Origin of the sequence: Arthrobacter alpinus (assembly GCF_900105965.1) — a bacterium.
Lineage (GTDB): Bacteria > Actinomycetota > Actinomycetes > Actinomycetales > Micrococcaceae > Specibacter > Specibacter alpinus.
Map to the genome: position 1 here is coordinate 3,992,817 of NZ_FNTV01000001.1, position 19,859 is coordinate 4,012,675.

The window sequence follows — 19,859 nt, forward strand, 5'->3', positions numbered from 1 at the left end:
GCACCATCAAGGGCAACAAGGACTCCATGAAGTACCACGTGCCTGGTTCACGCTGGTACGACGCCACTGTGGCCGAGGTTTGGTTCTCAACGGTTGAGGAAGCCAAGGCCGCTGGCTTTGTTCCCGCCGGTGGCGAAGCTGCCCAGACTATTGAGGAGGACGCCAAGTGAGCGCCGTCACAATCAAGGATCCGCGCGACGTAGTGCTTGCACCCGTCGTCTCGGAAAAGAGCTACGGCTTGATCGACGAAGGTAAGTACACCTTCTTGGTTGACCCTCGCTCGAACAAGACCGAGATCAAGCTGGCCGTGGAGAAGATTTTCTCCGTCAAGGTCGACACGATCAACACCATCAACCGTGCCGGTAAGCGCAAGCGCACCAAGTTCGGATGGGGACAGCGTAAGAGCACCAAGCGCGCAATTGTCTCCCTCCGCGAGGGCACGATCGACATCTTCGGCGGTCCGCTTTCATAAGCGGAGACCACTTTAACGAGGAAATAAACTATGGGAATCCGTAAATACAAGCCGACAACCCCGGGCCGTCGCGGCTCGAGCGTTGCCGACTTCACAGAAATCACGCGGTCGACTCCGGAGAAGTCTCTGGTTCGTCCCCTGCCCAAAAAGGGTGGCCGTAACAACACCGGTCGTATCACGACTCGTCACAAGGGTGGTGGCCACAAGCGCCAGTACCGCCTGATTGACTTCCGTCGTCACGACAAGGATGGCGTAAACGCACGCGTTGCTGAGATCGAATACGATCCCAACCGCACCGCTCGCATTGCCCTCCTGCACTACGTTGATGGCACCAAGCGTTACATCATCGCACCGAACAAGCTCAGCCAGGGAGACTTCGTAGAAGCCGGCCCCGCAGCTGATATCAAGCCTGGCAACAACCTTCCGTTGCGCAACATCCCCGTGGGTACTGTTATCCACGCTGTGGAGCTGCGTCCCGGTGGCGGTGCCAAGATGGCTCGTTCGGCTGGTGCTTCGGTTCAGCTCGTCGCCAAGGAAGGCAAGTTCGCCCAGCTGCGTCTGCCCTCCGGCGAAATCCGCAACGTTGATGCGCGCTGCCGCGCGACCATCGGCGAAGTTGGCAACGCTGAGCAGTCCAACATCAACTGGGGTAAGGCTGGCCGTATGCGCTGGAAGGGCGTACGCCCGACCGTCCGCGGTGTTGTCATGAACCCGGTCGATCACCCGCATGGTGGTGGTGAAGGTAAGACCTCCGGTGGACGTCACCCGGTTAACCCGAACGGTAAGCGTGAAGGCCGTACCCGCCGTCCCAACAAAGAGAGCGACAAGCTGATTGTTCGTCGCCGCCGTACTGGCAAGAACAAGCGATAGGAGCCTGGAGACATGCCACGTAGCCTGAAGAAGGGTCCCTTCGTTGACCAGCACCTCTTTGTAAAGGTAGCTCGGGAGAACGAAAATGGAACCAAGAACGTAATTAAGACCTGGTCCCGCCGCTCGATGATCGTCCCCGATATGTTGGGTCACACGATCGCCGTGCACGATGGTCGCAAGCACATCCCCGTGTTTGTAACCGAGTCGATGGTCGGGCACAAGCTCGGCGAATTCGCCCTCACGCGGACATTCCGCGGCCATGTTAAGGACGACCGTAAGGGCAAGCGCCGCTAGGCGCCTGCATTTACGGCTAAGACGAGAGAGAGATAGCAATGGAAGCCAAGGCAAGTGCGCGTCATCTGCGCGTAACGCCTATGAAGGCCCGGCGCGTCGTCAACCTGATTCGTGGCAAGCAGGCGAATGAGGCATTGGCGATTTTGAAGTTTGCCCCACAGGCAGCTTCGGAGCCGGTATTCAAGGTAGTCCAGTCCGCAGTGGCTAACGCCCGCGTTCTGGCAGATCGCGACAGCATCGCGTTCAACGAGAACGATCTGTACATCAGCGAGATCTTCGTTGATGAAGGCCCCACCATGAAGCGGTTCCAGCCGCGAGCACAGGGCCGTGCATTCCAGATCAAGAAGCGCACCAGCCACGTCACAGTGGTTGTTGCGACACCCGAGAAAGAGGAGGCTCGCTAAGTGGGACAGAAAGTAAACCCGCACGGGTTCCGTCTCGGGATCACCACGGACCACCGTTCACACTGGTTCGCGGACAGCAACAAGCCCGGTCAGCGCTACAAGGACTTCGTAAAAGAAGACATCCAGATCCGCGCACTCATGTCCACGGGCATGGACCGCGCCGGTATTTCCAAGGTTGAGATCGAGCGCACCCGTGACCGTGTACGTGTGGATATCCACACCGCACGCCCCGGTATTGTTATCGGTCGTCGTGGAGCAGAAGCAGACCGCATTCGCGGCGAGCTCGAAAAGCTCACCGGCAAGCAGGTTCAGCTGAACATCTTGGAAGTCAAGAACCCGGAAGCTGACGCTCAGCTCGTTGCCCAGGGCATCGCTGAGCAGCTGACTTCACGTGTGGCTTTCCGCCGCGCAATGAAGAAGGCCATGCAGTCCGCACAGCGCACCGGCAGCGTCAAGGGCATCCGTGTCGCTTGTGCTGGTCGCTTGGGTGGCGCTGAAATGTCACGCACCGAGTTCTACCGCGAAGGTCGTGTGCCCCTGCACACCCTGCGTGCCAACATCGATTACGGCTTCTTCGAAGCCAAGACCGTGTTCGGCCGTATTGGTGTCAAGGTCTGGATCTACAAGGGCGATGTCACGAGCAAGGAACTGGCTGCTCAGGCAGCTGCTGCTCCTGCACGTGGCCGTGGCCCGCGCCGTGACGGCGATGACCGCGGAAACCGCGGCCCTCGCGCCGGTGGCGACCGTCGTCGTAACGACCGTCCTGAGCGCACCGAGGCTGCTGCCGCGGTTGAGGCTCCTGTAGCTGCAGCTCCGGCAGCAGAAGGAGGAGAGGCTTAAATGCTTATCCCACGTCGAGTAAAGCACCGCAAGCAGCACCACCCGGGTCGTTCCGGGCAGGCTACTGGCGGCACCACGGTTTCGTTTGGTGAGTGGGGCATTCAGGCTCTTTCGCCGGCATACGTAACCAACCGTCAGATCGAGTCCGCTCGTATCGCCATGACTCGTCACATCAAGCGTGGCGGAAAGGTGTGGATCAACATCTACCCTGACCGTCCCTTGACGAAGAAGCCTGCCGAAACCCGCATGGGTTCCGGTAAGGGTTCACCCGAGTGGTGGATTGCAAATGTCAAGCCGGGTCGTGTTCTCTTCGAACTCTCCGGTGTATCAGAAGAGGTAGCACGCGAGGCATTGCGCCTGGCAATCCACAAGCTGCCGTTGAAAGCACGCATTGTGCGTCGCGAAGGTGGTGAGTAGAGATGTCAATTGGTTCCAAGGAACTTGCCCCTGCACAGCTTGATGGGTTCGACAATGCACGTCTTGTTGAAGAACTCCGTAAGGCTAAGGAAGAACTGTTCAACTTGCGCTTCCAGTCGGCTACCGGCCAGCTGGAAGGCCACGGTCGCCTGCGCGTTGTAAAGCGCGACATCGCCCGTATCTACACAGTATTGCGTGAGCGCGAGCTGGGCATTCGCCCGGACGTCGTTGCCGCAGCACCCGTGGAGAAGGCCTCCAAGAAGGCTGACAAGGAAGCCAAGAAGGCCTCCAAGAAGGCTGAAACATCCGAGGAGGACGCCAAGTGAGCGATTCTGTAAACAACACCGAAACTGGCGCGGAGACTGTTGTCCGTAACGAGCGCAAGAAACTGCGCGGTTACGTTGTCTCCGACAAGATGGATAAGACCATCGTTGTTGAGGTTGAAGACCGCGTAAAGCATGCTCTTTACGGTAAGGTTCTTCGCCGCAACAAGAAGATCAAGGCTCACGATGAAGAGAACAGCGCCGGCATCGGCGACCTGGTCGTCATCAGCGAGACCCGCCCGCTCTCCGCAACCAAGCGTTTCCGCCTGGTTGAGATCGTAGAGAAGGCTAAGTAAGCACTTCTGCCATTTGGTTGAAACTGTGAACTAAAACGTTGGGCCCATTACCGCAAGGTGATGGGCCCAACGTCGTTTAACGCCCGACGTCGGTGGTCCTGACTCGCTGAAGCCGGCAGTCACATGATCGGGCACGAATGTGTGCCCCAGCTAACGCGTTTGGTAGGACGGCGGCGTAACTTGTGGTATCGGCGTCGTGCTAGGATTGTTTATTGCTGCGCTTTTTCTGTGCGACCGTCTACGGTTGCGGCAGTTGAGTGCGCAATTTACTCGTAAATGTCTCGTGCCACTTCAAACTGCCCTCCAGAGCGTGAAAATCTTCACGCACATGACTGGAGCGGAAAGTGCAGTTGGCATGAAACGTTTAGGCGTGTTTTGGCAAAATCCAGGCACGTCGAGAGACATCCCGAACAATACGTTCCGCAAGGCTTATCCATAGATAGCTTATGGCCAAGAACCGGCGCGACGAACAGGAGATACTAGTGATTCAGCAGGAGTCGCGGCTTAAGATCGCCGACAACACGGGGGCCAAGGAAATCTTGACCATCCGCGTTCTCGGTGGATCTGGGCGCCGCTACGCAGGCATCGGTGACACCATTGTCGCCACCGTCAAGGATGCAATTCCCGGCGGTAACGTAAAGAAGGGTGACGTCGTCAAGGCTGTCATCGTTCGTACCAAGAAGGAACGCCGCCGTGCGGATGGTTCCTACATCAAGTTCGATGAGAATGCAGCTGTCATTCTCAAAGCTGACGGGGACCCCCGCGGTACCCGTATCTTCGGCCCGGTTGGCCGTGAACTTCGTGACAAGAAGTTCATGAAGATCATCTCGTTGGCTCCGGAGGTGCTGTAACTTATGGCAAAGATCAAGAAGGGTGACCTGGTTCAGGTCATCACAGGCGCCAAGGCAGAACGTGGCGGCGACCGTGGCAAGCAGGGCAAGGTCCTGAAGGTCTACACCGAAACCAACCGCGTGTTGGTAGAGGGCGTAAACCGCGTCACCAAGCACACCAAAGCCGGTCAGACGGAACGTGGCACCAACACTGGTGGCATCGAAATCGTCGAAGCACCTATTCACATCTCCAACGTTGCTGTAGTGGACCCGTCCACGAAGAAGCCGACCCGCGTTGGCTACCGCATCGAAACCGTTGAGCGCGATGGCCGCGAGCGTCAAGTACGTATTCGCTTCGCCAAGACCTCGGGGAAGGATCTGGCATGAGCGCCGCAGTCGCAGAGAACACACCCAAGATCACACCTCGCCTGAAGAGCCGCTACGCAGCGGAAATCAAGGCTGGTTTGGTTGAGGAGTTCAAGTACTCAAACGTCAACCAGGTTCCGCGCTTGGTCAAGGTCGTTGTCAACATGGGTGTTGGAGATGCCGCTAAGGACTCCAAGCTCATCGACCACGCCGTCCGTGACCTCACCGCCATCACCGGTCAGAAGCCTCAGGTAACTAAGGCTCGCAAGTCCATCGCACAGTTCAAGCTGCGCGAAGGCATGCCGATCGGTTGCCACGCAACTCTGCGTGGAGATCGCATGTGGGAATTCCTGGACCGCTTGGTCACACTGGCACTGCCCCGTATCCGCGACTTCCGCGGCCTCAGTGGCAAGCAGTTTGACGGCAACGGAAACTACACCTTCGGTCTGACCGAACAGGTTATGTTCCACGAGATCGACCAGGATTCCATCGACCGCCCCCGCGGTATGGACATCACCGTCGTGACCACAGCCAAGACCGATGACGAAGGCCGCGCGCTGCTCAAGGCGCTTGGCTTCCCGTTTAAATCCGAAGATAAATAATCTACGTAACAGGTCCGTTTTGCGGGTGAACCGCGTTGAAATCTAATTTTCACGCCGTGGCACCACGCGAAGGAAACCGTTACGAGGAAGGGCAAGCGCCCAAATGACAATGACAGATCCTGTCGCAGACATGCTTACGCGTCTGCGCAACGCAAACTCGGCACACCACGACACCGTGTCCATGCCGTTTAGCAAGCTTAAAGGCCACATCGCCGACATCCTCAAGGCACAGGGTTACATCTCTGCCTGGAAGGTTGAAGACGCTGAGGTTGGCAAGAAGCTGACCATCGACTTGAAGTACGGTCCCGCACGTGAGCGTTCAATCGCTGGCCTGCGCCGTATCTCCAAGCCCGGACTGCGCGTTTACGCAAAGTCCACGAACCTCCCCAACGTTTTGGGTGGTTTGGGTGTCGCTATCCTGTCGACGTCTTCAGGTCTTTTGACCGACCGTCAGGCTGCCAAGAAGGGCGTGGGTGGGGAAGTCCTCGCCTACGTCTGGTAGTAGAGAGAGAAGGGAAAGAACTTATGTCACGTATTGGACGTCTCCCCATCTCCGTGCCTGCCGGCGTTGAGGTCAAGATTGAAGACAGCCTTGTTTCCGTCAAGGGCCCGAAGGGAACGCTGGAATTGAACATTTCCAGCCCCATCACGGCTGCTCTCGAAGAGAACACCATCACGGTTAGCCGCCCCAACGATGAGCGCAACTCGCGTTCACTCCACGGCCTTACCCGTACCCTCATTGACAACCTGATCATCGGTGTCACTGCTGGCTACGAGAAGAAGCTGGAAATTGTTGGTACCGGTTACCGCGTAGTTGCCAAGGGTAAGGACCTGGAGTTCGCTCTGGGCTTCAGCCACCCGGTCCTCATTGAGGCACCCGAAGGCATCACACTGGCAGTGGAGAGCCCCACAAAGCTCTCTGTGTCAGGTATTAGCAAGCAGCAGGTGGGCGAAGTTGCTGCCAACATCCGCAAGCTGCGCAAGCCCGACCCGTACAAGGGTAAGGGCGTTCGCTACGCTGGCGAGATCATCCGCCGCAAGGTCGGAAAGGCTGGTAAGTAACCATGGCACTATCCGTACGAGGAAAGTCCAAGGCCGCAGCACGCGGCCGTCGTCACCTGCGAGTTCGCAAGCGCGTCAGCGGAACGACTGTGCGTCCGCGGCTGGTCGTCAACCGTTCAGCTCGCCACGTATTTGTTCAGGTCATCGATGATACCCAGGGTCTGACCCTGGTGTCTGCATCGACCCTGGAAGCAGACATGCGCGCATTTGACGGTGACAAGACCGCCAAGGCAAAGCGCATTGGTGAGCTCGTTGCCGAGCGCGCCAAGGCTGCAGGCATCGAAGCTGTTGTCTTCGACCGTGGCGGTAACCGCTACCACGGCCGTGTCGCAGCTATTGCTGACGGCGCACGTGAAGGCGGTCTGGCACTGTGACCGAAAACATCAACAAGGAGAACACTGTGTCAGAAGCAACTGCAGCTGACTCTGCAGCCGCGAAGACCGAAACTGCTGCAGGCGCCGATGGCGCTCGTGGCCGTGGCGGTCGCGACGGTGCTCGTGGAGGCCGCGAAGGCGGTCGCGACGGCGGCCGTGGCCGCGGTGGTCGTGACGGTGGACGCGAGGCTGAGAAGAGCCAGTTCATCGAGCGCGTTGTCAACATCAACCGCGTTGCCAAGGTTGTCAAGGGTGGTCGTCGCTTCAGCTTCACCGCACTGGTAATCGTCGGCGACGGCAACGGTCTGGTTGGCGTCGGCTACGGCAAGGCTAAGGAAGTTCCTGCCGCTATCGCCAAGGGTGTTGAAGAAGCTAAGAAGTCCTTCTTCCGCGTCCCCATGATCGGCAAGACCATCCCGCACCGCGTACAGGGTGAGGCCGCCGCAGGCGTCGTCATGCTGCGCCCGGCTGCTGCTGGTACCGGTGTTATTGCCGGTGGCCCGGTTCGTGCGATCTTGGAATGCGTTGGCATCCACGACGTGCTGTCCAAGTCACTCGGTTCCTCAAACGCCATCAACATTGTTCACGCAACTGTTGCTGCTTTGAAGGGCCTGGAAGATCCCAAGGCTGTTGCGGCTCGCCGTGGCCTGCCTTTGGACGAAGTTGCTCCGGCTGTGCTGTTGCGCAACATGCAAAAGGCAGGTCTGTAATGACTACACCGAAGAATGTTCAGGTTTCCGAGAACAAGCTGGAAATCACTCAGGTTAGGGGCGTCGTTGGCGCCAAGCAGTTCCAGAAGGATACCCTTCGTTCACTGGGTCTGAAGCGTATCGGTCACACTGTTGTCCGCACCGCTGATGCAGTGACCGTAGGCATGGTCAACACGGTTCCGCACCTGATCACGGTTGAGGAGACGAAGTAAAGTGGCTGAGAAGACTACTGAAACTGCTGAAAAGCAGAACACACTGAAGGTCCACCACCTGCGTCCCGCACCGGGTGCCAAGACGGCTAAAACCCGTGTTGGCCGTGGTGAAGGATCCAAGGGTAAGACCGCTGGCCGCGGTACCAAGGGTACCAAGGCTCGCTACCAGGTTAAGGCTGGCTTTGCCGGTGGCCAGTTGCCGCTGCACATGCGCCTGCCGAAGCTGCGTGGCTTCAAGAACCCGTTCCGCGTTGAGTTCCAGGTTGTAAACCTGGACAAGCTGAACGAGCTCTTCCCCGAAGGTGGCGTTGTCACCGTCGAGGCACTCGTTGAGAAGGGCGCCGTTCGCAAGAACCAGCCCGTGAAGGTGCTGGGCACCGGTGACTTGACCGTCAAGGTTGACGTTACCGCCCACGCATTCTCTTCCAGCGCAGTTGAGAAAATCGCCGCCGCAGGTGGAACCACCACTGAACTCTAACCAGTTCATAAATGCGCGCGTTTAGCGACTAGACTCTTGGTGAGCGGAGCTCCGGTTCCGCTCACCAGGGGTCTTTCTTTATATCTAAAATGTTTCCGGAAGCTTGGATTATCCAAGCATGTTATCCGTCACATTGCCGGTGCGACCTGAATCACCCACTAGAATTATTCCTTGTGCTTCATCTGAGAAGCCAACCTCATTACTAGACATCAGGAGGACGCTTGCTTACCGCATTTGGCCGCGCCTTTCGCACGCCTGATCTGCGACGCAAGTTGTTGTTCACGCTGGGAATTATTGCCATCTTCCGCATGGGTGCATTCATCCCATCGCCTGGAATTGATTACCGAAATGTCCAACAGTGCGTGAACGCTGCTGACACAAGCCAGGGTATCTACCAGCTGGTTAACTTGTTCAGCGGTGGCGCCTTGCTTCAGGTTTCCATCTTTGCTTTGGGAATCATGCCGTACATTACGGCCAGCATCATCGTTCAGCTCCTCCGCGTTGTGATTCCCCGTTTCCAGGAACTGCACCTTGAAGGTGCACAGGGACAGGCCAAGCTGACGCAGTACACGCGTTACTTGACCATTGCCCTGGGTCTGCTCAACGCAACGACCTTGGTGACGCTTGCTCGCTCCGGCCAGCTCTTTGCCGGTTGTGGTGCCGCAGGTTCGCCCGGCGCGTTGATTCCCAACGACAGCCTGATCACGATCTTGCTTCTTGTCATCACCTTGACGGCCGGTTCCGGCTTGATCATGTGGATGGGCGAGCTCGTGACCGAAAAGGGTGTTGGCAACGGCATGTCCTTGCTGATCTTCACGGCCATCGCCGCGCAGTTCCCCACCTCCTTGGGTGCCATCCTGAAGACTCAGGGCTGGGGCACGTTCCTGACGGTCCTGGTCATTGGCCTGGTTGTTGTAGCCCTGGTCGTCTTCGTTGAACAATCACAACGTCGTGTTCCTGTTCAGTATGCAAAGCGCATGGTGGGACGTCGCACAATGGGCGGCACCAGCACCTACATCCCGATCAAGGTGAATATGGCCGGTGTAATCCCGGTTATCTTCGCTTCCTCGATGTTGTACCTGCCGGCCCTGCTGGCACAGTTCGCCACACCGGCAAACAGCACCGATATTCCCGGCTGGGTCGAATGGATCAACAACTACCTCACGCGTGGAGATCACCCGATCTACATGCTGATGTACTTCCTGTTGACCATTGGATTCACCTACTTCTATGTCGCGATCACCTTCAACCCTGAAGAGGTCTCCGACAACATGAAGAAGTACGGCGGTTTCATCCCCGGTATCCGTGCCGGCCGCCCCACCCAGGATTACTTGCAATACGTTATTTCGCGCATCACACTGCCGGGCGCAATCTACCTGGCATTTGTCGCCTTGATTCCGCTCATCGCCCTGGTCTTGGTTGGGGCAAACCAGAACTTCCCGTTCGGTGGTACCTCGATTTTGATCATTGTGGGTGTTGGTTTGGAGACGGTCAAGCAGATTGATGCGCAACTCCAGCAGCGCCACTATGAAGGGTTATTGCGATGACAAGAATGCTGATCATTGGACCTCCCGGTTCGGGCAAAGGTACACAGGCAGAACGAATCGTTGGAGAGTTGGGAATTGTTGCCATCTCCACCGGCGATATCTTCCGTGCGAACGTCAAGGGCGAAACTCCCTTGGGCCTTGAAGCCAAGAAGTACATGGACAACGGCGACTTTGTTCCGGACAGCGTCACGAACCGCATGGTTCGCGACCGCCTCGCCCAGAGCGATGTAGCTGACGGCTTCCTCTTGGATGGCTACCCGCGCACTTCTCCCCAGGTCGATGAACTGGACGACATCTTGGGCAGCGCCGGCCTCAGCCTGGACATTGTCCTGCAGCTGACGGCCGACGACGAAGAGCTCGTTAAGCGTCTGCTGAACCGTGCGCTGGAGACCGGCCGAAGCGATGACACCGAATCCGTCATCCGCCACCGTCTGGACCTCTACCGTGAACAGACCGAGGTTGTAGTGGCCCGCTATGCGGAGCGCGGCATTCTGGCCAAGGTTGATGGACTCGGCGACATGGACGAAGTCACTGCACGCATCATGGACGCCATCAAGAGCGTCTAACCCGCCTAAGTCAAGGCGAATGCATTTTCCAACGGCACACTAGCTGCCTGGTTGTGAAGGAGGGCTCCTTCCCGCATTACGGGGAGGGGCCCTTGTTCATTTCCCTACCGAAAGGATTCTTCATGGCGTTCGGCCAGCCGAAGATTGAATACAAGACCATCGATCAAATGCGCATCATGCGCCGCAGTGGGCTCATCCTTGATGCTGCGTTGAACACCACCGTTGCCGCCGTTTCACCCGGAATCACCACCGGGGACCTCGACGCCATCTTCGCGGGCGAGCTGAAGAAGGCCGGCGCCAAGTCCAACTTCCTTGGCTACCATGGCTTCCCCGCCACTATTTGTACCTCTGTCAACGAGGAAGTTGTTCACGGCATCCCCGGCTCGCGTGTTCTGGAGGCGGGCGATCTGCTCTCGATCGACGGCGGCGCGATTATTGAGGGTTGGCACTCTGACTCCGCACGCAGCGTGATTGTTGGCGGGCCCAAGGATGAGGATCCCGCAGATCGCCGCCTCAGTGACATCACCGAGGAAGGCATGTGGGCCGGCATCGCCGCCATGGCAAATGGCAAGTACGTTGGCGACATCGGTGACGCCATTGACGACTACGTAACCTCGCAGCCCGGCAAGGAATTGGGCATCCTCGAGGACTACGTTGGCCACGGCATTGGTTCTGCCATGCATATGGCCCCGGACGTTCTGAACTACTCATCCAAGCACCGCGGCCCGAAGCTCAAGGCGGGCATGTGCCTAGCGATCGAGCCCATGCTGGTTCGCGGAGGCCTGGACACCATCACGCTCCAAGACGATTGGACAGTTGTCACCGCAGACAAGGCCCGCTCGGCTCACTGGGAGCACTCCGTGGCCTTCCATGCCAAGGGCATTGTTGTTCTCACCGCTGCCGATGGCGGCGCGCAGCGACTTGCACCGTACGGCGTCACCCCAGTGGAAATCTAGCCCAGCAGCGTCACGGTTCCCCTGTTTCCTTCATCGGAGGAGGCAGGGGAACAACTATTTAAGCTGTGTTTGCCTCCTGTCCACCTCGACGCCACCAGAACAGTCATTGCGCTCCGTACCTTGGTCATTGAAGCCGAAGGGGCGCACGCCGAGACGCGCAGCCAGCCCCTTGAGAGAACAATCACGAGGACTGCACAGTATGCACATCTATGCCCACCGGGGAGTGTCTGCCCACCTGCCGGAGAACACGCTAGCGGCCTTCTCCCGAGCCATTGACCTAGGCGTCACCGGCATTGAACTGGACGTCCACCTCTCTGCCGATGAGATCCCGGTAGTGATCCATGACGATACGGCTGACCGTACAACCAATGGCACCGGCAGCATCACCGAGTTCACCGCCCGCCAGCTGGGTCTGCTCGATGCCGGCAGCGGACAATACGTGCCAACGCTCGCCCAAGTTTTGAATCTGGCAGCCGGCAAGGTTCGAGTCAACATTGAGATTAAGGATGCGGCAGCCATCGGACCTGTGGCCGAAGTCGTTGACAGCATTCCCGGGTTGGACTGGTTCGCCTCATCGGCGGACTGGGACGCCTTGGCTGAACTGGGCCGTAAGGTTGCCGGCACCAAGGTTTATCCGCTCTGCATCGGCAAGGTTGAGAAGCTCCGGGCGTTTTTGCCTGACGATGCAACGGGGGAGGAGTTCGCCGGACGCGGACTCGTCGACGCCATCGCCTTTGCGCTCAACAATGGCGGTGAAGGGGTTTCCATCTGGGAGGGCGGCCTGGATGCCGACGACATTCAAACCATCCACGACGCCGGCCTCAAGGCCTGGGTCTGGACCGTCAATGACCCCGAGCGAGCCCGTGAATTGCTGGACATGGGTGCCGACGGAATCTGCACGGACGATCCCGCTCTGATCCAAGAGGTTATTCGAGCAGCCGAAGTATCGGTGGGTCACTAGCTCATGCAAGCATTGTCAACTAGTGCTTTGACGCCGCAATCCGGCAACAAAGCCACCAACCGGTCGGGCGGAATCCAGCACCATGGTGACAGCTCCCCGGCCATGAGGAAACGTCGCACGCCGTGGAAATCCTGGCTGCTCTTCCTGCTCTTTGCCGGACCCAACGTAGCCCTGCTGATCATCTTCACCTACAAGCCGTTGATCCAATCCCTGCAGTACTCGCTATTGCAGTGGAATATTGGGTCAGCGACGGCTCGTTTTGTTGGGCTGGAAAATTACACCAACTGGTTGACGGATCCGGCCACCGCCAACGTAGTTAAGGTGACGGTGATCTTCACGGTGGCCACCGTTGCCGGCGGCATGGTGCTGGGCCTGGGGCTCGCCCTGCTGCTGAACCGGAAGCTTCGCGGTACGGGCATGGCCCGGACGGTAGTCGTCGCGCCCTATGTCTTGTCCGGGGTCGCCGTCGGACTTTTGTGGCTCTTTGTCTTCGACCCGAACTTTGGCGTCCTCGGCGCGGTCCTGAAGGGGATCGGGCTCGGTTCCCCTGATTGGTACAACGATCCGGCCTGGGCGTTGCCCATGATCATCATCGTGTACCTGTGGAAGAACGTTGGCTACGTCGCGCTGATTTACTTGGCCGCGCTTCAGGCCGTGCCCAAGGACCTGACCGAGGCTGCCACGCTTGACGGTGCTGGCCCCTTCGCCAGTTTCCGCAACGTGGTGCTCCCTCTTCTGGGCCCCACCACCTTCTTCCTCTCCGTGACCACCTTGCTCAGCTCGTTGCAGTCCTTTGACATCATTCAGGCCATGACCAAGGGCGGTCCGCTGGAAGGCACCACCACCATGATGTACCAGATCTACCAGGAAGGCTTTGCCACCGGCCGCGCCGGCTACTCCTCGGCGATCGCCACTATTTTGTTCTTTGTTCTGCTGGCCATTACTGCCGTGCAGATGCTGGTTATCCAAAAGAAGGTTCACTACTGATGAGCGTCGAAGCGAAAAAGAAAGACGCTGTGAAGCCTCGGGAAACCCAGCCGCACAGCGACGGCGCTCCAGCCCCACGCCCAGGGTGGGCCAAACCCCGCATCGGTGGTTACCTCATGATGGCGGTGGCCGTCGCGGCCATGATCCTTCCACTGGTCTGGATGATGTTGGCCAGTTTCAAGCAGCGCGATGAGATCTACACGGTTCCCATCCAGTGGCTCCCGGAATCGTTTGACCTCTCCAACTATTTCGGGGCCCTGGCTGCTGTGCCGTTTGGAAACTTCTTCATCAATTCGGTTATCACCACGGTTGTGGGAGCCACCTTGAAGATCTCGCTGGGACTCACCACGGCGTATGCAGTCGTGTTTCTTGAGTTCCCCTTCAAGAAGTTCGTTTTTGGGCTGGTGGTTTTTGCCCTTCTGGTGCCCCAACAAATTGTCATCATCCCCAACTACACACTGGTCTCCGACCTTGGCTGGATCAACACCTATCAGGGCCTGATTCTGCCCGGCCTCGCCAGCGCCTTTGGAACGTTCTTGTTTCGCCAACACTTCTTGACCTTGCCGGTATCCATCCTGGAGGCTGCCGCGCTCGACGGCGCCAGCCACTGGACCCGGCTGTGGAAGTTTGTTGTCCCGATCTCGGCGCCAACTATTGCGGCCGTGGCACTGGTCTCGATCGTGTCCGAATGGAACGAATACCTCTGGCCCCTGCTCGTTGTGGACAAGGCGGAAATGATGACGCTGCCCGTGGGCCTGACCCTGCTGCAAAACAACGACGGCGTCACCAACTGGGGCGTTCTCATGGCCGGAACAGTGCTCATCACGGTTCCTGTCCTGATTATCTTCTTCCTGCTCCAGCGCCGGATTGTCACCGGGCTCACCTCCGGTGCTGTGACCGGCTGACAAGCCAACCTCACCTTCTTCACCCTTTGCTGTGTAACGTACCGCCGGGCCCGTTCGCCCGGTGGCAACCATTCAAGGAGAAACGCATGTCTGCTTCACCGTTTGCAAACCTCAACCGCCGGCAGCTGCTCCAGCTGGCCGCCCTCGTGGGCGGCTCAGCCACCCTGGCAGCCTGTGGGGGACCCGCCGTCGGCGAGGCTGGTGGCGCTGCCACCGAGAGCGCCACCGACTGGACGGCCATCACCCCGGCCAAGGAGATCACCTGGTGGTCCAACCACCCCGGCGCCTCCAAGGACATTGAGTCCGAGATCATCAAGCGATTCACGGCCGAGAGCGGCATCAAGGTCAATCTGGTCACCGCCGGTGCCAACTATGACGAGGTGGCACAGAAGTTCCAGGCTGCCTCCGGTTCCTCCAACCTGCCGGATCTGGTCATCGCCAGTGACGTCTGGTGGTTCCGCTACATGATCAACGGCCAGATCCTTCCTCTGGACCAGCTGGCCAAGCACCTGGACTTCGGAACTGACGATTTCAACACCACGCTGTACAACGATTACGCGTTCACTGATTCACACTGGGCCATCCCGTATGCGCGTTCAACACCCTTGTTCTACTACAACAAGTCCGTGTGGGAAAAGGCCGGTCTGCCGGACCGCGCACCCAAGACGTGGACCGAATTTGATGAGTGGGCTCCCAAGATCCAATCCGCAGGTGGCGTCATGCCACTAGGTTTGGGCAAAGGCACGTCTTGGACCGCATGGTGGTTCTGCAACATGCTCTGGGGTGCCGGCGGTGCCTACTCCAAGGACTGGACCATGACCCTGGATACCCCGGAAGCCCTTGAAGCGGCCAAGTACCTGCAGACGATCGTCTACGAGAACAAGAGCGCCGCGGTCACGGCCAAGGACCAGGTGGCCGATTTCGGAGCCGGGCTCACAGGTTGCACCATTGGCTCCACCGGATCTCTGAGCGGACTCCTGGAAGCCTCCAAGTTTGAAGTTGGCACCGGGTTCCTGCCCGAAGGTGCACAAGGGGCTGCCTGCCCCACCGGAGGCACCGGCCTGGCCATCCCGGCCGGCAAGACCCCCGAGCAGCAGTTGGCGGCAGCCACGTTCTTGAAGTTCCTCACAAACGCCGAGAACACGGCCTACTTCTCCTCCAACACCGGCTACATGCCGGTCCGCACCTCGGCGTTGGAAGGAGAAACCATGAAGGCCGTCTACGCCAAGACCCCGCAGTTCCGTACCGCCGTTGACCAGCTGGCCGGCACACGTGTCCAGGACTGGGGCCGCGTGTTTGTTCCCAACGGTGACAAGGACCTGACCACCGCGCTGGAAAAGATCATGTTGCAAAAGGGCGACCCGGCCGAGGCCTTCGCCACGGCAGCGAGCTCCATCACCAAGTCGTACGAAGAGAACGTCAAGCCGTACCTCTAGACACTGCCATGCACCACGGTAGACAAAAAAGCGCTTGTCCCTTGAATCAGCGCGATTCAAGGGACAAGCGTTTCGTCGTTGTGGCGCTGGTGCACTGCCCACGCAGCGGACATAATCAGGGAAAGACTCACCTGCGTATTCAAGGAGAACCACCAATGGCACGCACCGAAAGCCCAACCACAGGCGCCATCACGGATGTGCCAGGGATTCGGGTGGGCCATGCCCACCGCATCGGGCACGGATGGCTGACCGGGGTGAGCGTGGTCCTGCCGCCACCAGGAACCATCGGCTCGGTTGACGTTCGCGGGGGTGGTCCGGGGACTCACGAAACAGACGCCTTGGATCCCACCACCTTGGTGTCAACGGTTGACGCTGTGGTGCTCACCGGCGGAAGCGCTTATGGCCTGGCCACCGCCGCCGGGGTGCAACGCTGGTGCGAGGAGAACGGCCGTGGCTTTCCGGTCCCCGGCGGTGTGGTGCCGATCGTGCCCGCCGCGGCGATCTTTGACCTCGGCAGGGGAGGCGACTTCTCCGCGCGCCCCGACGCGGACATGGGGTACCAGGCGGCACTGGCCGCTGCGAACTCTTCTGAGGGGGCCGACGTCGACCGCGGGAATGTGGGAGCCGGCGCCGGAGCGGCCATTGGGGCCGGGACGTTCAAAGGCGGGGTGGGGACCGCCTCGGTCCAACTGAGCGGTGAGAATGTGCACATTGTGGTGGGTGCCCTGGCCGTGGTCAATGCGGCAGGACTTCCCTGGCAGCCGGGCCGGGCTGCCCCGGCAGCGGGGGAGGGGCTGAACACCACCCTCGTCGTCGTGGCCACGAACGCGCAGCTTACGGTGGCGCAGGCGAAACGAACATCTACAGCGGCCCACGCCGGCATGGCGAGAGCCTTGAACCCCGTCCACACCATGGCTGACGGCGACACCATCTTCACGCTGGCCACCGGCGCACAAACTCTTATCAGCAGCGTCGAGCTGCCAATCGCGGCCATGATCGAGTTGCAAAGTGCCGCAGCGGAAGCAGTGCGCCTGGCTATCGGGGACGGCATAGCCCAAGCGACGCAGGTGACCACCCCGGTGCAGACATGGCCAGAATTTAGGGCACCGCAGGAGTCAATTTAACTTATTTGCAGATTTGCACTAGAGTAGGTTGTTGGTTGTCTGTGCCTGCCTTTCAGCGGGTCCAATTGGACAAACAATAATCAGTAGCAAATCGAACGCCGATCTGAAACCGGTCCCTTCAGGGGCTGACTATGTCGGCGCAACAAAGTTAGCGGAGGATATGGCCAAGAAAGACGGGGTCATTGAGATCGAGGGCGTTGTGACTGAAGCGCTGCCCAACGCGATGTTTCGTGTTGAGCTGACGAACAAGCACATCGTTCTTGCCCATATCTCAGGAAAAATGCGCCAGCACTACATTCGTATCCTTCCTGAGGACCGAGTTGTGGTGGAGCTGAGCCCGTACGACCTTACCCGTGGTCGTATCGTCTACCGCTACAAATAACCACAACTGCAATCACGCAAAGGAATGCCATGAAGGTCAAGCCGAGCGTCAAGCAGATCTGCGATAAGTGCAAGGTGATTCGCCGTAACGGTCGAGTCATGGTGATCTGCGAGAACCCGCGCCACAAGCAGCGCCAGGGCTAATCCTCCTCTCTGAGGCAGGATCCCTGAGCTATTGCTCACGCAAGTAAATTAATAAGGCAGCACAAGTTGGACGTAGGCGAACGAAAGTTCGCAACCGGACAATGGACCCCTGGTCGGAGGCCAGGGCCGCATTCACAAAATGTGCGGGTGTACTGCCTACGACCTCCGGTTTACACATAGGAGAAGCCAAATATGGCACGTCTCGCTGGCGTAGACCTTCCCCGCGAAAAGCGGTTGGAAGTAGCGCTTACATACATCTACGGCGTGGGCAAGACCCGTGCAAAGAATGTCCTGGCCGAAACGGGTATTTCCCCGGACGTCCGTGTCAAGGACCTTTCTGACGCTGAACTCGTTCAGTTGCGTGACAACATCGAGGGTAACTACAAGGTTGAGGGTGACCTTCGCCGCGAGGTTGCAGCCGACATTCGCCGCAAGGTTGAAATCGGTAGCTACCAGGGTATCCGCCACCGTCGTGGCATGCCCGTGCATGGCCAGCGCACGAAGACCAACGCACGTACCCGCAAGGGTCCGAAGCGCACCGTCGCAGGCAAGAAGAAGGCCGGCAAGTAAAACCCGCCAGCCGGATCGAAGAATGCTCCAGAGCACTTTTCACCCATCTGGCAAGCGTGGGTTTTAGCTTATGCCGACCCCTCATTAAACTTTCGTAGGAGAATAAAATGCCCCCAAAGACTCGGGGCGCGGTTCGTAAGCCGCGTCGCAAGGATAAAAAGAATATTGCGCTGGGCCAGGCGCACATTAAGAGCACCTTTAACAACACCATCGTTTCCATCACGGATCCGAACGGTGCTGTCATCTCATGGGCTTCTGCCGGTGAAGTTGGCTTCAAGGGCTCGCGTAAGTCAACTCCGTACGCTGCACAGATGGCTGCTGAAGCAGCTGCCAAGCGCGCACAGGAGCATGGCCTTCGCAAGGTTGACGTTTTCGTAAAGGGTCCCGGTTCGGGCCGCGAAACGGCTATCCGTTCGCTGCAGGCTGCTGGTCTTGAGGTTGGGTCCATCTCGGACGTAACCCCCAGCGCCCACAACGGCTGCCGTCCGCCCAAGCGCCGTCGCGTCTAACGAGAATTAGAGCAACAGAGTTGGCCTTCACTTCGGTGGGGGCCAACTCCGCCGCCGTTAACTCTCGTCAGCCGTCATTTCCACTACCTGTGTTGCGTCATATAGCGGATGCTCGCTGAAAGGAAAACCCAGTGCTCATTGCACAGCGCCCCACCCTATCTGAAGAAGTAGTTTCCGAAAACCGTTCACGGTTCGTTATCGAACCGCTGGAGCCCGGCTTCGGTTACACCCTGGGAAATTCCCTGCGTCGGACCCTGCTGTCCTCCATCCCTGGCGCTGCTGTCACCAGCATCCGCTTGGATGGCGTTCTGCACGAGTTCACCACGGTTCCCGGTGTTAAGGAAGATGTCACTGAGATCATCCTTAACATCAAGGGACTCTCCGTGTCTTCGGAGCATGACGAGCCCGTCGTCGCCTACCTGCGCAAGCAGGGTCCTGGCGTTGTTACGGCTGCCGACATTGCTCCTCCGGCCGGTGTGGAATTCCACAACCCTGACATGCACATTGCCACACTGAACTCGAAGGGCAAGTTCGAACTCGAACTGACCATCGAGCGCGGTCGCGGCTATGTTTCGGCAGCTCAGAACAAGAACGTGGATCAGGAAATTGGCCGTATCCCGGTTGACTCCATCTACTCTCCCGTTCTGAAGGTGACCTTCCGCGTAGAAGCAACCCGTGTTGAACAGCGCACCGACTTTGACAAGCTCATCGTTGATGTTGAGACGAAGCAGGCCATCTCCCCGCGAGATGCCATCGCCTCCGCTGGCACCACGCTGGTTGAACTGTTCGGATTGGCTCGCGAGCTGAACACCGCGGCTGAAGGCATTGAGATTGGCCCGTCCCCGACGGATGCTGCTCTTGCCGCAGACATGGCCCTGCCGATCGAGGATCTGGACCTTACAGTCCGTTCCTACAACTGCCTCAAGCGTGAGGGCATCCACTCCGTGGGTGAACTCGTTGCTCGCTCCGAGGCTGACCTGATGGACATTCGCAACTTCGGTGCGAAGTCCATCGACGAGGTAAAGGCAAAGCTGGTTGAACTAGGTCTTGCCCTGAAGGATTCCCCTCCAGGATTCGATCTGGCCGCCCGCGCCGCAGCCCTTGACGAGAACGACGACGCATACAGCGACGACGAGCTCTAAGTTCGAACAACAATTTTTTTAGCCGGCCCTGCGGACACAAGTGATGTGTCCGCGGCGGTTCGGCTGACACTTGAGGAGAAA

General features: G+C 58.7%; 31 protein-coding genes. All 31 read left to right on the forward strand.

What is annotated here, in order from left to right:
- Positions 1 to 5 precede the first annotated feature (5 nt).
- The 31 genes from BLV41_RS23170 to BLV41_RS18395 all read left to right on the forward strand — a co-directional run bounded on the left by BLV41_RS23170 (position 6) and on the right by BLV41_RS18395 (position 19,778).
- A complete protein-coding gene (locus tag BLV41_RS23170; RefSeq protein ID WP_476726844.1) occupies positions 6 to 170 on the forward strand; it encodes a sunset domain-containing protein in 165 nt (54 codons plus the stop codon).
- Positions 167 to 472, forward strand: a complete 306-nt coding sequence (rplW, locus tag BLV41_RS18250) for a 50S ribosomal protein L23 (protein ID WP_044576426.1) — start codon at positions 167 to 169, stop codon at positions 470 to 472. The genes BLV41_RS23170 and rplW overlap by 4 nt, the downstream gene beginning before the upstream one ends.
- A gap of 30 nt (positions 473 to 502) precedes the next feature.
- On the forward strand, positions 503 to 1,342 hold the full coding sequence (gene rplB, locus BLV41_RS18255; protein WP_044576428.1) for a 50S ribosomal protein L2: 840 nt from the start codon (positions 503 to 505) through the stop codon (positions 1,340 to 1,342).
- 12 nt (positions 1,343 to 1,354) lie between these two features.
- Positions 1,355 to 1,636, forward strand: a complete 282-nt coding sequence (gene rpsS / locus BLV41_RS18260; RefSeq protein ID WP_038464689.1) for a 30S ribosomal protein S19 — start codon at positions 1,355 to 1,357, stop codon at positions 1,634 to 1,636.
- A gap of 38 nt (positions 1,637 to 1,674) precedes the next feature.
- A complete protein-coding gene (gene rplV / locus BLV41_RS18265; RefSeq protein WP_044576432.1) occupies positions 1,675 to 2,040 on the forward strand; it encodes a 50S ribosomal protein L22 in 366 nt (121 codons plus the stop codon).
- On the forward strand, positions 2,041 to 2,880 hold the full coding sequence (gene rpsC, locus BLV41_RS18270; RefSeq protein WP_044576434.1) for a 30S ribosomal protein S3: 840 nt from the start codon (positions 2,041 to 2,043) through the stop codon (positions 2,878 to 2,880).
- A complete protein-coding gene (gene rplP / locus BLV41_RS18275; RefSeq protein ID WP_038464683.1) occupies positions 2,881 to 3,297 on the forward strand; it encodes a 50S ribosomal protein L16 in 417 nt (138 codons plus the stop codon).
- A 2-nt stretch (positions 3,298 to 3,299) separates the two neighbouring features.
- Positions 3,300 to 3,623: a 50S ribosomal protein L29 gene (gene rpmC, locus BLV41_RS18280; protein ID WP_044576436.1), complete on the forward strand. Its 324-nt coding sequence runs from the start codon at positions 3,300 to 3,302 to the stop codon at positions 3,621 to 3,623.
- The gene (gene rpsQ / locus BLV41_RS18285; protein WP_044576439.1) at positions 3,620 to 3,916 is read left to right on the forward strand and encodes a 30S ribosomal protein S17; all 297 of its coding nucleotides are present in this window, start codon (positions 3,620 to 3,622) and stop codon (positions 3,914 to 3,916) included. Before rpmC ends, rpsQ begins: the two co-directional genes overlap by 4 nt.
- A gap of 482 nt (positions 3,917 to 4,398) precedes the next feature.
- Complete coding sequence (gene rplN, locus BLV41_RS18290) at positions 4,399 to 4,767, forward strand: 50S ribosomal protein L14 (RefSeq protein WP_044576718.1); 369 nt, start codon at positions 4,399 to 4,401, stop codon at positions 4,765 to 4,767.
- Positions 4,768 to 4,770: 3 nt separating this feature from the next.
- Positions 4,771 to 5,133, forward strand: coding sequence for a 50S ribosomal protein L24 (gene rplX, locus BLV41_RS18295; protein WP_044576442.1), 363 nt, complete (start codon positions 4,771 to 4,773; stop codon positions 5,131 to 5,133).
- Positions 5,130 to 5,714, forward strand: coding sequence for a 50S ribosomal protein L5 (rplE, locus tag BLV41_RS18300; RefSeq protein WP_044576445.1), 585 nt, complete (start codon positions 5,130 to 5,132; stop codon positions 5,712 to 5,714). The genes rplX and rplE overlap by 4 nt, the downstream gene beginning before the upstream one ends.
- Before the next feature lie 103 nt (positions 5,715 to 5,817).
- The gene (rpsH, locus tag BLV41_RS18305) at positions 5,818 to 6,216 is read left to right on the forward strand and encodes a 30S ribosomal protein S8 (protein WP_044576448.1); all 399 of its coding nucleotides are present in this window, start codon (positions 5,818 to 5,820) and stop codon (positions 6,214 to 6,216) included.
- Positions 6,217 to 6,239: 23 nt separating this feature from the next.
- The gene (gene rplF, locus BLV41_RS18310; RefSeq protein WP_044576450.1) at positions 6,240 to 6,776 is read left to right on the forward strand and encodes a 50S ribosomal protein L6; all 537 of its coding nucleotides are present in this window, start codon (positions 6,240 to 6,242) and stop codon (positions 6,774 to 6,776) included.
- A 2-nt stretch (positions 6,777 to 6,778) separates the two neighbouring features.
- Positions 6,779 to 7,150: a 50S ribosomal protein L18 gene (rplR, locus tag BLV41_RS18315; RefSeq protein WP_044576453.1), complete on the forward strand. Its 372-nt coding sequence runs from the start codon at positions 6,779 to 6,781 to the stop codon at positions 7,148 to 7,150.
- A 26-nt stretch (positions 7,151 to 7,176) separates the two neighbouring features.
- Positions 7,177 to 7,860 carry a 30S ribosomal protein S5 gene (gene rpsE, locus BLV41_RS18320; RefSeq protein ID WP_170835497.1) on the forward strand — a complete coding sequence of 228 codons (684 nt, stop codon included), beginning with the start codon at positions 7,177 to 7,179 and terminating at the stop codon, positions 7,858 to 7,860.
- Positions 7,860 to 8,072, forward strand: a complete 213-nt coding sequence (gene rpmD, locus BLV41_RS18325) for a 50S ribosomal protein L30 (protein ID WP_044576458.1) — start codon at positions 7,860 to 7,862, stop codon at positions 8,070 to 8,072. Before rpsE ends, rpmD begins: the two co-directional genes overlap by 1 nt.
- Position 8,073: 1 nt before the next feature.
- The gene (gene rplO / locus BLV41_RS18330) at positions 8,074 to 8,550 is read left to right on the forward strand and encodes a 50S ribosomal protein L15 (protein ID WP_044576460.1); all 477 of its coding nucleotides are present in this window, start codon (positions 8,074 to 8,076) and stop codon (positions 8,548 to 8,550) included.
- Positions 8,551 to 8,771: 221 nt separating this feature from the next.
- Positions 8,772 to 10,097, forward strand: coding sequence for a preprotein translocase subunit SecY (gene secY, locus BLV41_RS18335; protein WP_044576463.1), 1,326 nt, complete (start codon positions 8,772 to 8,774; stop codon positions 10,095 to 10,097).
- Positions 10,094 to 10,663, forward strand: a complete 570-nt coding sequence (locus BLV41_RS18340) for an adenylate kinase (RefSeq protein ID WP_074712854.1) — start codon at positions 10,094 to 10,096, stop codon at positions 10,661 to 10,663. Before secY ends, BLV41_RS18340 begins: the two co-directional genes overlap by 4 nt.
- Positions 10,664 to 10,785: 122 nt before the next feature.
- Positions 10,786 to 11,619 carry a type I methionyl aminopeptidase gene (gene map / locus BLV41_RS18345; protein WP_074712855.1) on the forward strand — a complete coding sequence of 278 codons (834 nt, stop codon included), beginning with the start codon at positions 10,786 to 10,788 and terminating at the stop codon, positions 11,617 to 11,619.
- Positions 11,620 to 11,818: 199 nt separating this feature from the next.
- Complete coding sequence (locus BLV41_RS18350) at positions 11,819 to 12,580, forward strand: glycerophosphodiester phosphodiesterase (protein WP_074712856.1); 762 nt, start codon at positions 11,819 to 11,821, stop codon at positions 12,578 to 12,580.
- Between the two features lie 102 nt (positions 12,581 to 12,682).
- Positions 12,683 to 13,567, forward strand: coding sequence for a carbohydrate ABC transporter permease (locus BLV41_RS18355; RefSeq protein WP_074713429.1), 885 nt, complete (start codon positions 12,683 to 12,685; stop codon positions 13,565 to 13,567).
- Entirely contained in the window at positions 13,567 to 14,472 is a 906-nt protein-coding gene (locus BLV41_RS18360; protein WP_074712857.1) for a carbohydrate ABC transporter permease, read from the forward strand. The genes BLV41_RS18355 and BLV41_RS18360 overlap by 1 nt, the downstream gene beginning before the upstream one ends.
- An 86-nt stretch (positions 14,473 to 14,558) precedes the next feature.
- Positions 14,559 to 15,908 (forward strand): ABC transporter substrate-binding protein, encoded by a 1,350-nt coding sequence (locus BLV41_RS18365; protein ID WP_074712858.1) that lies wholly within the window; start codon positions 14,559 to 14,561, stop codon positions 15,906 to 15,908.
- A gap of 155 nt (positions 15,909 to 16,063) precedes the next feature.
- Positions 16,064 to 17,032 carry a P1 family peptidase gene (locus BLV41_RS18370; protein WP_074712859.1) on the forward strand — a complete coding sequence of 323 codons (969 nt, stop codon included), beginning with the start codon at positions 16,064 to 16,066 and terminating at the stop codon, positions 17,030 to 17,032.
- 160 nt (positions 17,033 to 17,192) lie between these two features.
- The gene (infA, locus tag BLV41_RS18375; protein WP_009358723.1) at positions 17,193 to 17,414 is read left to right on the forward strand and encodes a translation initiation factor IF-1; all 222 of its coding nucleotides are present in this window, start codon (positions 17,193 to 17,195) and stop codon (positions 17,412 to 17,414) included.
- Positions 17,415 to 17,443: 29 nt separating this feature from the next.
- Positions 17,444 to 17,557, forward strand: coding sequence for a 50S ribosomal protein L36 (gene rpmJ, locus BLV41_RS18380; RefSeq protein WP_011775570.1), 114 nt, complete (start codon positions 17,444 to 17,446; stop codon positions 17,555 to 17,557).
- Between the two features lie 192 nt (positions 17,558 to 17,749).
- Complete coding sequence (rpsM, locus tag BLV41_RS18385; RefSeq protein ID WP_044576485.1) at positions 17,750 to 18,127, forward strand: 30S ribosomal protein S13; 378 nt, start codon at positions 17,750 to 17,752, stop codon at positions 18,125 to 18,127.
- Positions 18,128 to 18,234: 107 nt separating this feature from the next.
- On the forward strand, positions 18,235 to 18,636 hold the full coding sequence (gene rpsK / locus BLV41_RS18390) for a 30S ribosomal protein S11 (protein WP_038464649.1): 402 nt from the start codon (positions 18,235 to 18,237) through the stop codon (positions 18,634 to 18,636).
- Positions 18,637 to 18,767: 131 nt separating this feature from the next.
- Positions 18,768 to 19,778, forward strand: coding sequence for a DNA-directed RNA polymerase subunit alpha (locus BLV41_RS18395; RefSeq protein WP_044576488.1), 1,011 nt, complete (start codon positions 18,768 to 18,770; stop codon positions 19,776 to 19,778).
- Positions 19,779 to 19,859: the final 81 nt, after the last annotated feature.

What these genes read in the sequence shown, in the direction of transcription:
- rpsS (WP_038464689.1), top strand. Translation starts at nt 1,355, where the DNA reads ATGCCACGTAGCCTGAAGAAGGGTCCCTTCGTTGACCAGCACCTCTTT.
- map (WP_074712855.1), top strand. Translation starts at nt 10,786, where the DNA reads ATGGCGTTCGGCCAGCCGAAGATTGAATACAAGACCATCGATCAAATG.
- rplX (WP_044576442.1), top strand. Translation starts at nt 4,771, where the DNA reads ATGGCAAAGATCAAGAAGGGTGACCTGGTTCAGGTCATCACAGGCGCC.
- BLV41_RS18340 (WP_074712854.1), top strand. Translation starts at nt 10,094, where the DNA reads ATGACAAGAATGCTGATCATTGGACCTCCCGGTTCGGGCAAAGGTACA.
- BLV41_RS18355 (WP_074713429.1), top strand. Translation starts at nt 12,683, where the DNA reads ATGAGGAAACGTCGCACGCCGTGGAAATCCTGGCTGCTCTTCCTGCTC.
- rplR (WP_044576453.1), top strand. Translation starts at nt 6,779, where the DNA reads ATGGCACTATCCGTACGAGGAAAGTCCAAGGCCGCAGCACGCGGCCGT.
- rplP (WP_038464683.1), top strand. Translation starts at nt 2,881, where the DNA reads ATGCTTATCCCACGTCGAGTAAAGCACCGCAAGCAGCACCACCCGGGT.
- BLV41_RS18370 (WP_074712859.1), top strand. Translation starts at nt 16,064, where the DNA reads ATGGCACGCACCGAAAGCCCAACCACAGGCGCCATCACGGATGTGCCA.
- rpmC (WP_044576436.1), top strand. Translation starts at nt 3,300, where the DNA reads ATGTCAATTGGTTCCAAGGAACTTGCCCCTGCACAGCTTGATGGGTTC.
- rplB (WP_044576428.1), top strand. Translation starts at nt 503, where the DNA reads ATGGGAATCCGTAAATACAAGCCGACAACCCCGGGCCGTCGCGGCTCG.
- rplV (WP_044576432.1), top strand. Translation starts at nt 1,675, where the DNA reads ATGGAAGCCAAGGCAAGTGCGCGTCATCTGCGCGTAACGCCTATGAAG.
- rpsM (WP_044576485.1), top strand. Translation starts at nt 17,750, where the DNA reads ATGGCACGTCTCGCTGGCGTAGACCTTCCCCGCGAAAAGCGGTTGGAA.
- rpsH (WP_044576448.1), top strand. Translation starts at nt 5,818, where the DNA reads ATGACAATGACAGATCCTGTCGCAGACATGCTTACGCGTCTGCGCAAC.
- rpsK (WP_038464649.1), top strand. Translation starts at nt 18,235, where the DNA reads ATGCCCCCAAAGACTCGGGGCGCGGTTCGTAAGCCGCGTCGCAAGGAT.
- infA (WP_009358723.1), top strand. Translation starts at nt 17,193, where the DNA reads ATGGCCAAGAAAGACGGGGTCATTGAGATCGAGGGCGTTGTGACTGAA.
- BLV41_RS18360 (WP_074712857.1), top strand. Translation starts at nt 13,567, where the DNA reads ATGAGCGTCGAAGCGAAAAAGAAAGACGCTGTGAAGCCTCGGGAAACC.
- BLV41_RS18365 (WP_074712858.1), top strand. Translation starts at nt 14,559, where the DNA reads ATGTCTGCTTCACCGTTTGCAAACCTCAACCGCCGGCAGCTGCTCCAG.
- rplF (WP_044576450.1), top strand. Translation starts at nt 6,240, where the DNA reads ATGTCACGTATTGGACGTCTCCCCATCTCCGTGCCTGCCGGCGTTGAG.
- BLV41_RS18350 (WP_074712856.1), top strand. Translation starts at nt 11,819, where the DNA reads ATGCACATCTATGCCCACCGGGGAGTGTCTGCCCACCTGCCGGAGAAC.
- rpmD (WP_044576458.1), top strand. Translation starts at nt 7,860, where the DNA reads ATGACTACACCGAAGAATGTTCAGGTTTCCGAGAACAAGCTGGAAATC.
- rplE (WP_044576445.1), top strand. Translation starts at nt 5,130, where the DNA reads ATGAGCGCCGCAGTCGCAGAGAACACACCCAAGATCACACCTCGCCTG.
- rpmJ (WP_011775570.1), top strand. Translation starts at nt 17,444, where the DNA reads ATGAAGGTCAAGCCGAGCGTCAAGCAGATCTGCGATAAGTGCAAGGTG.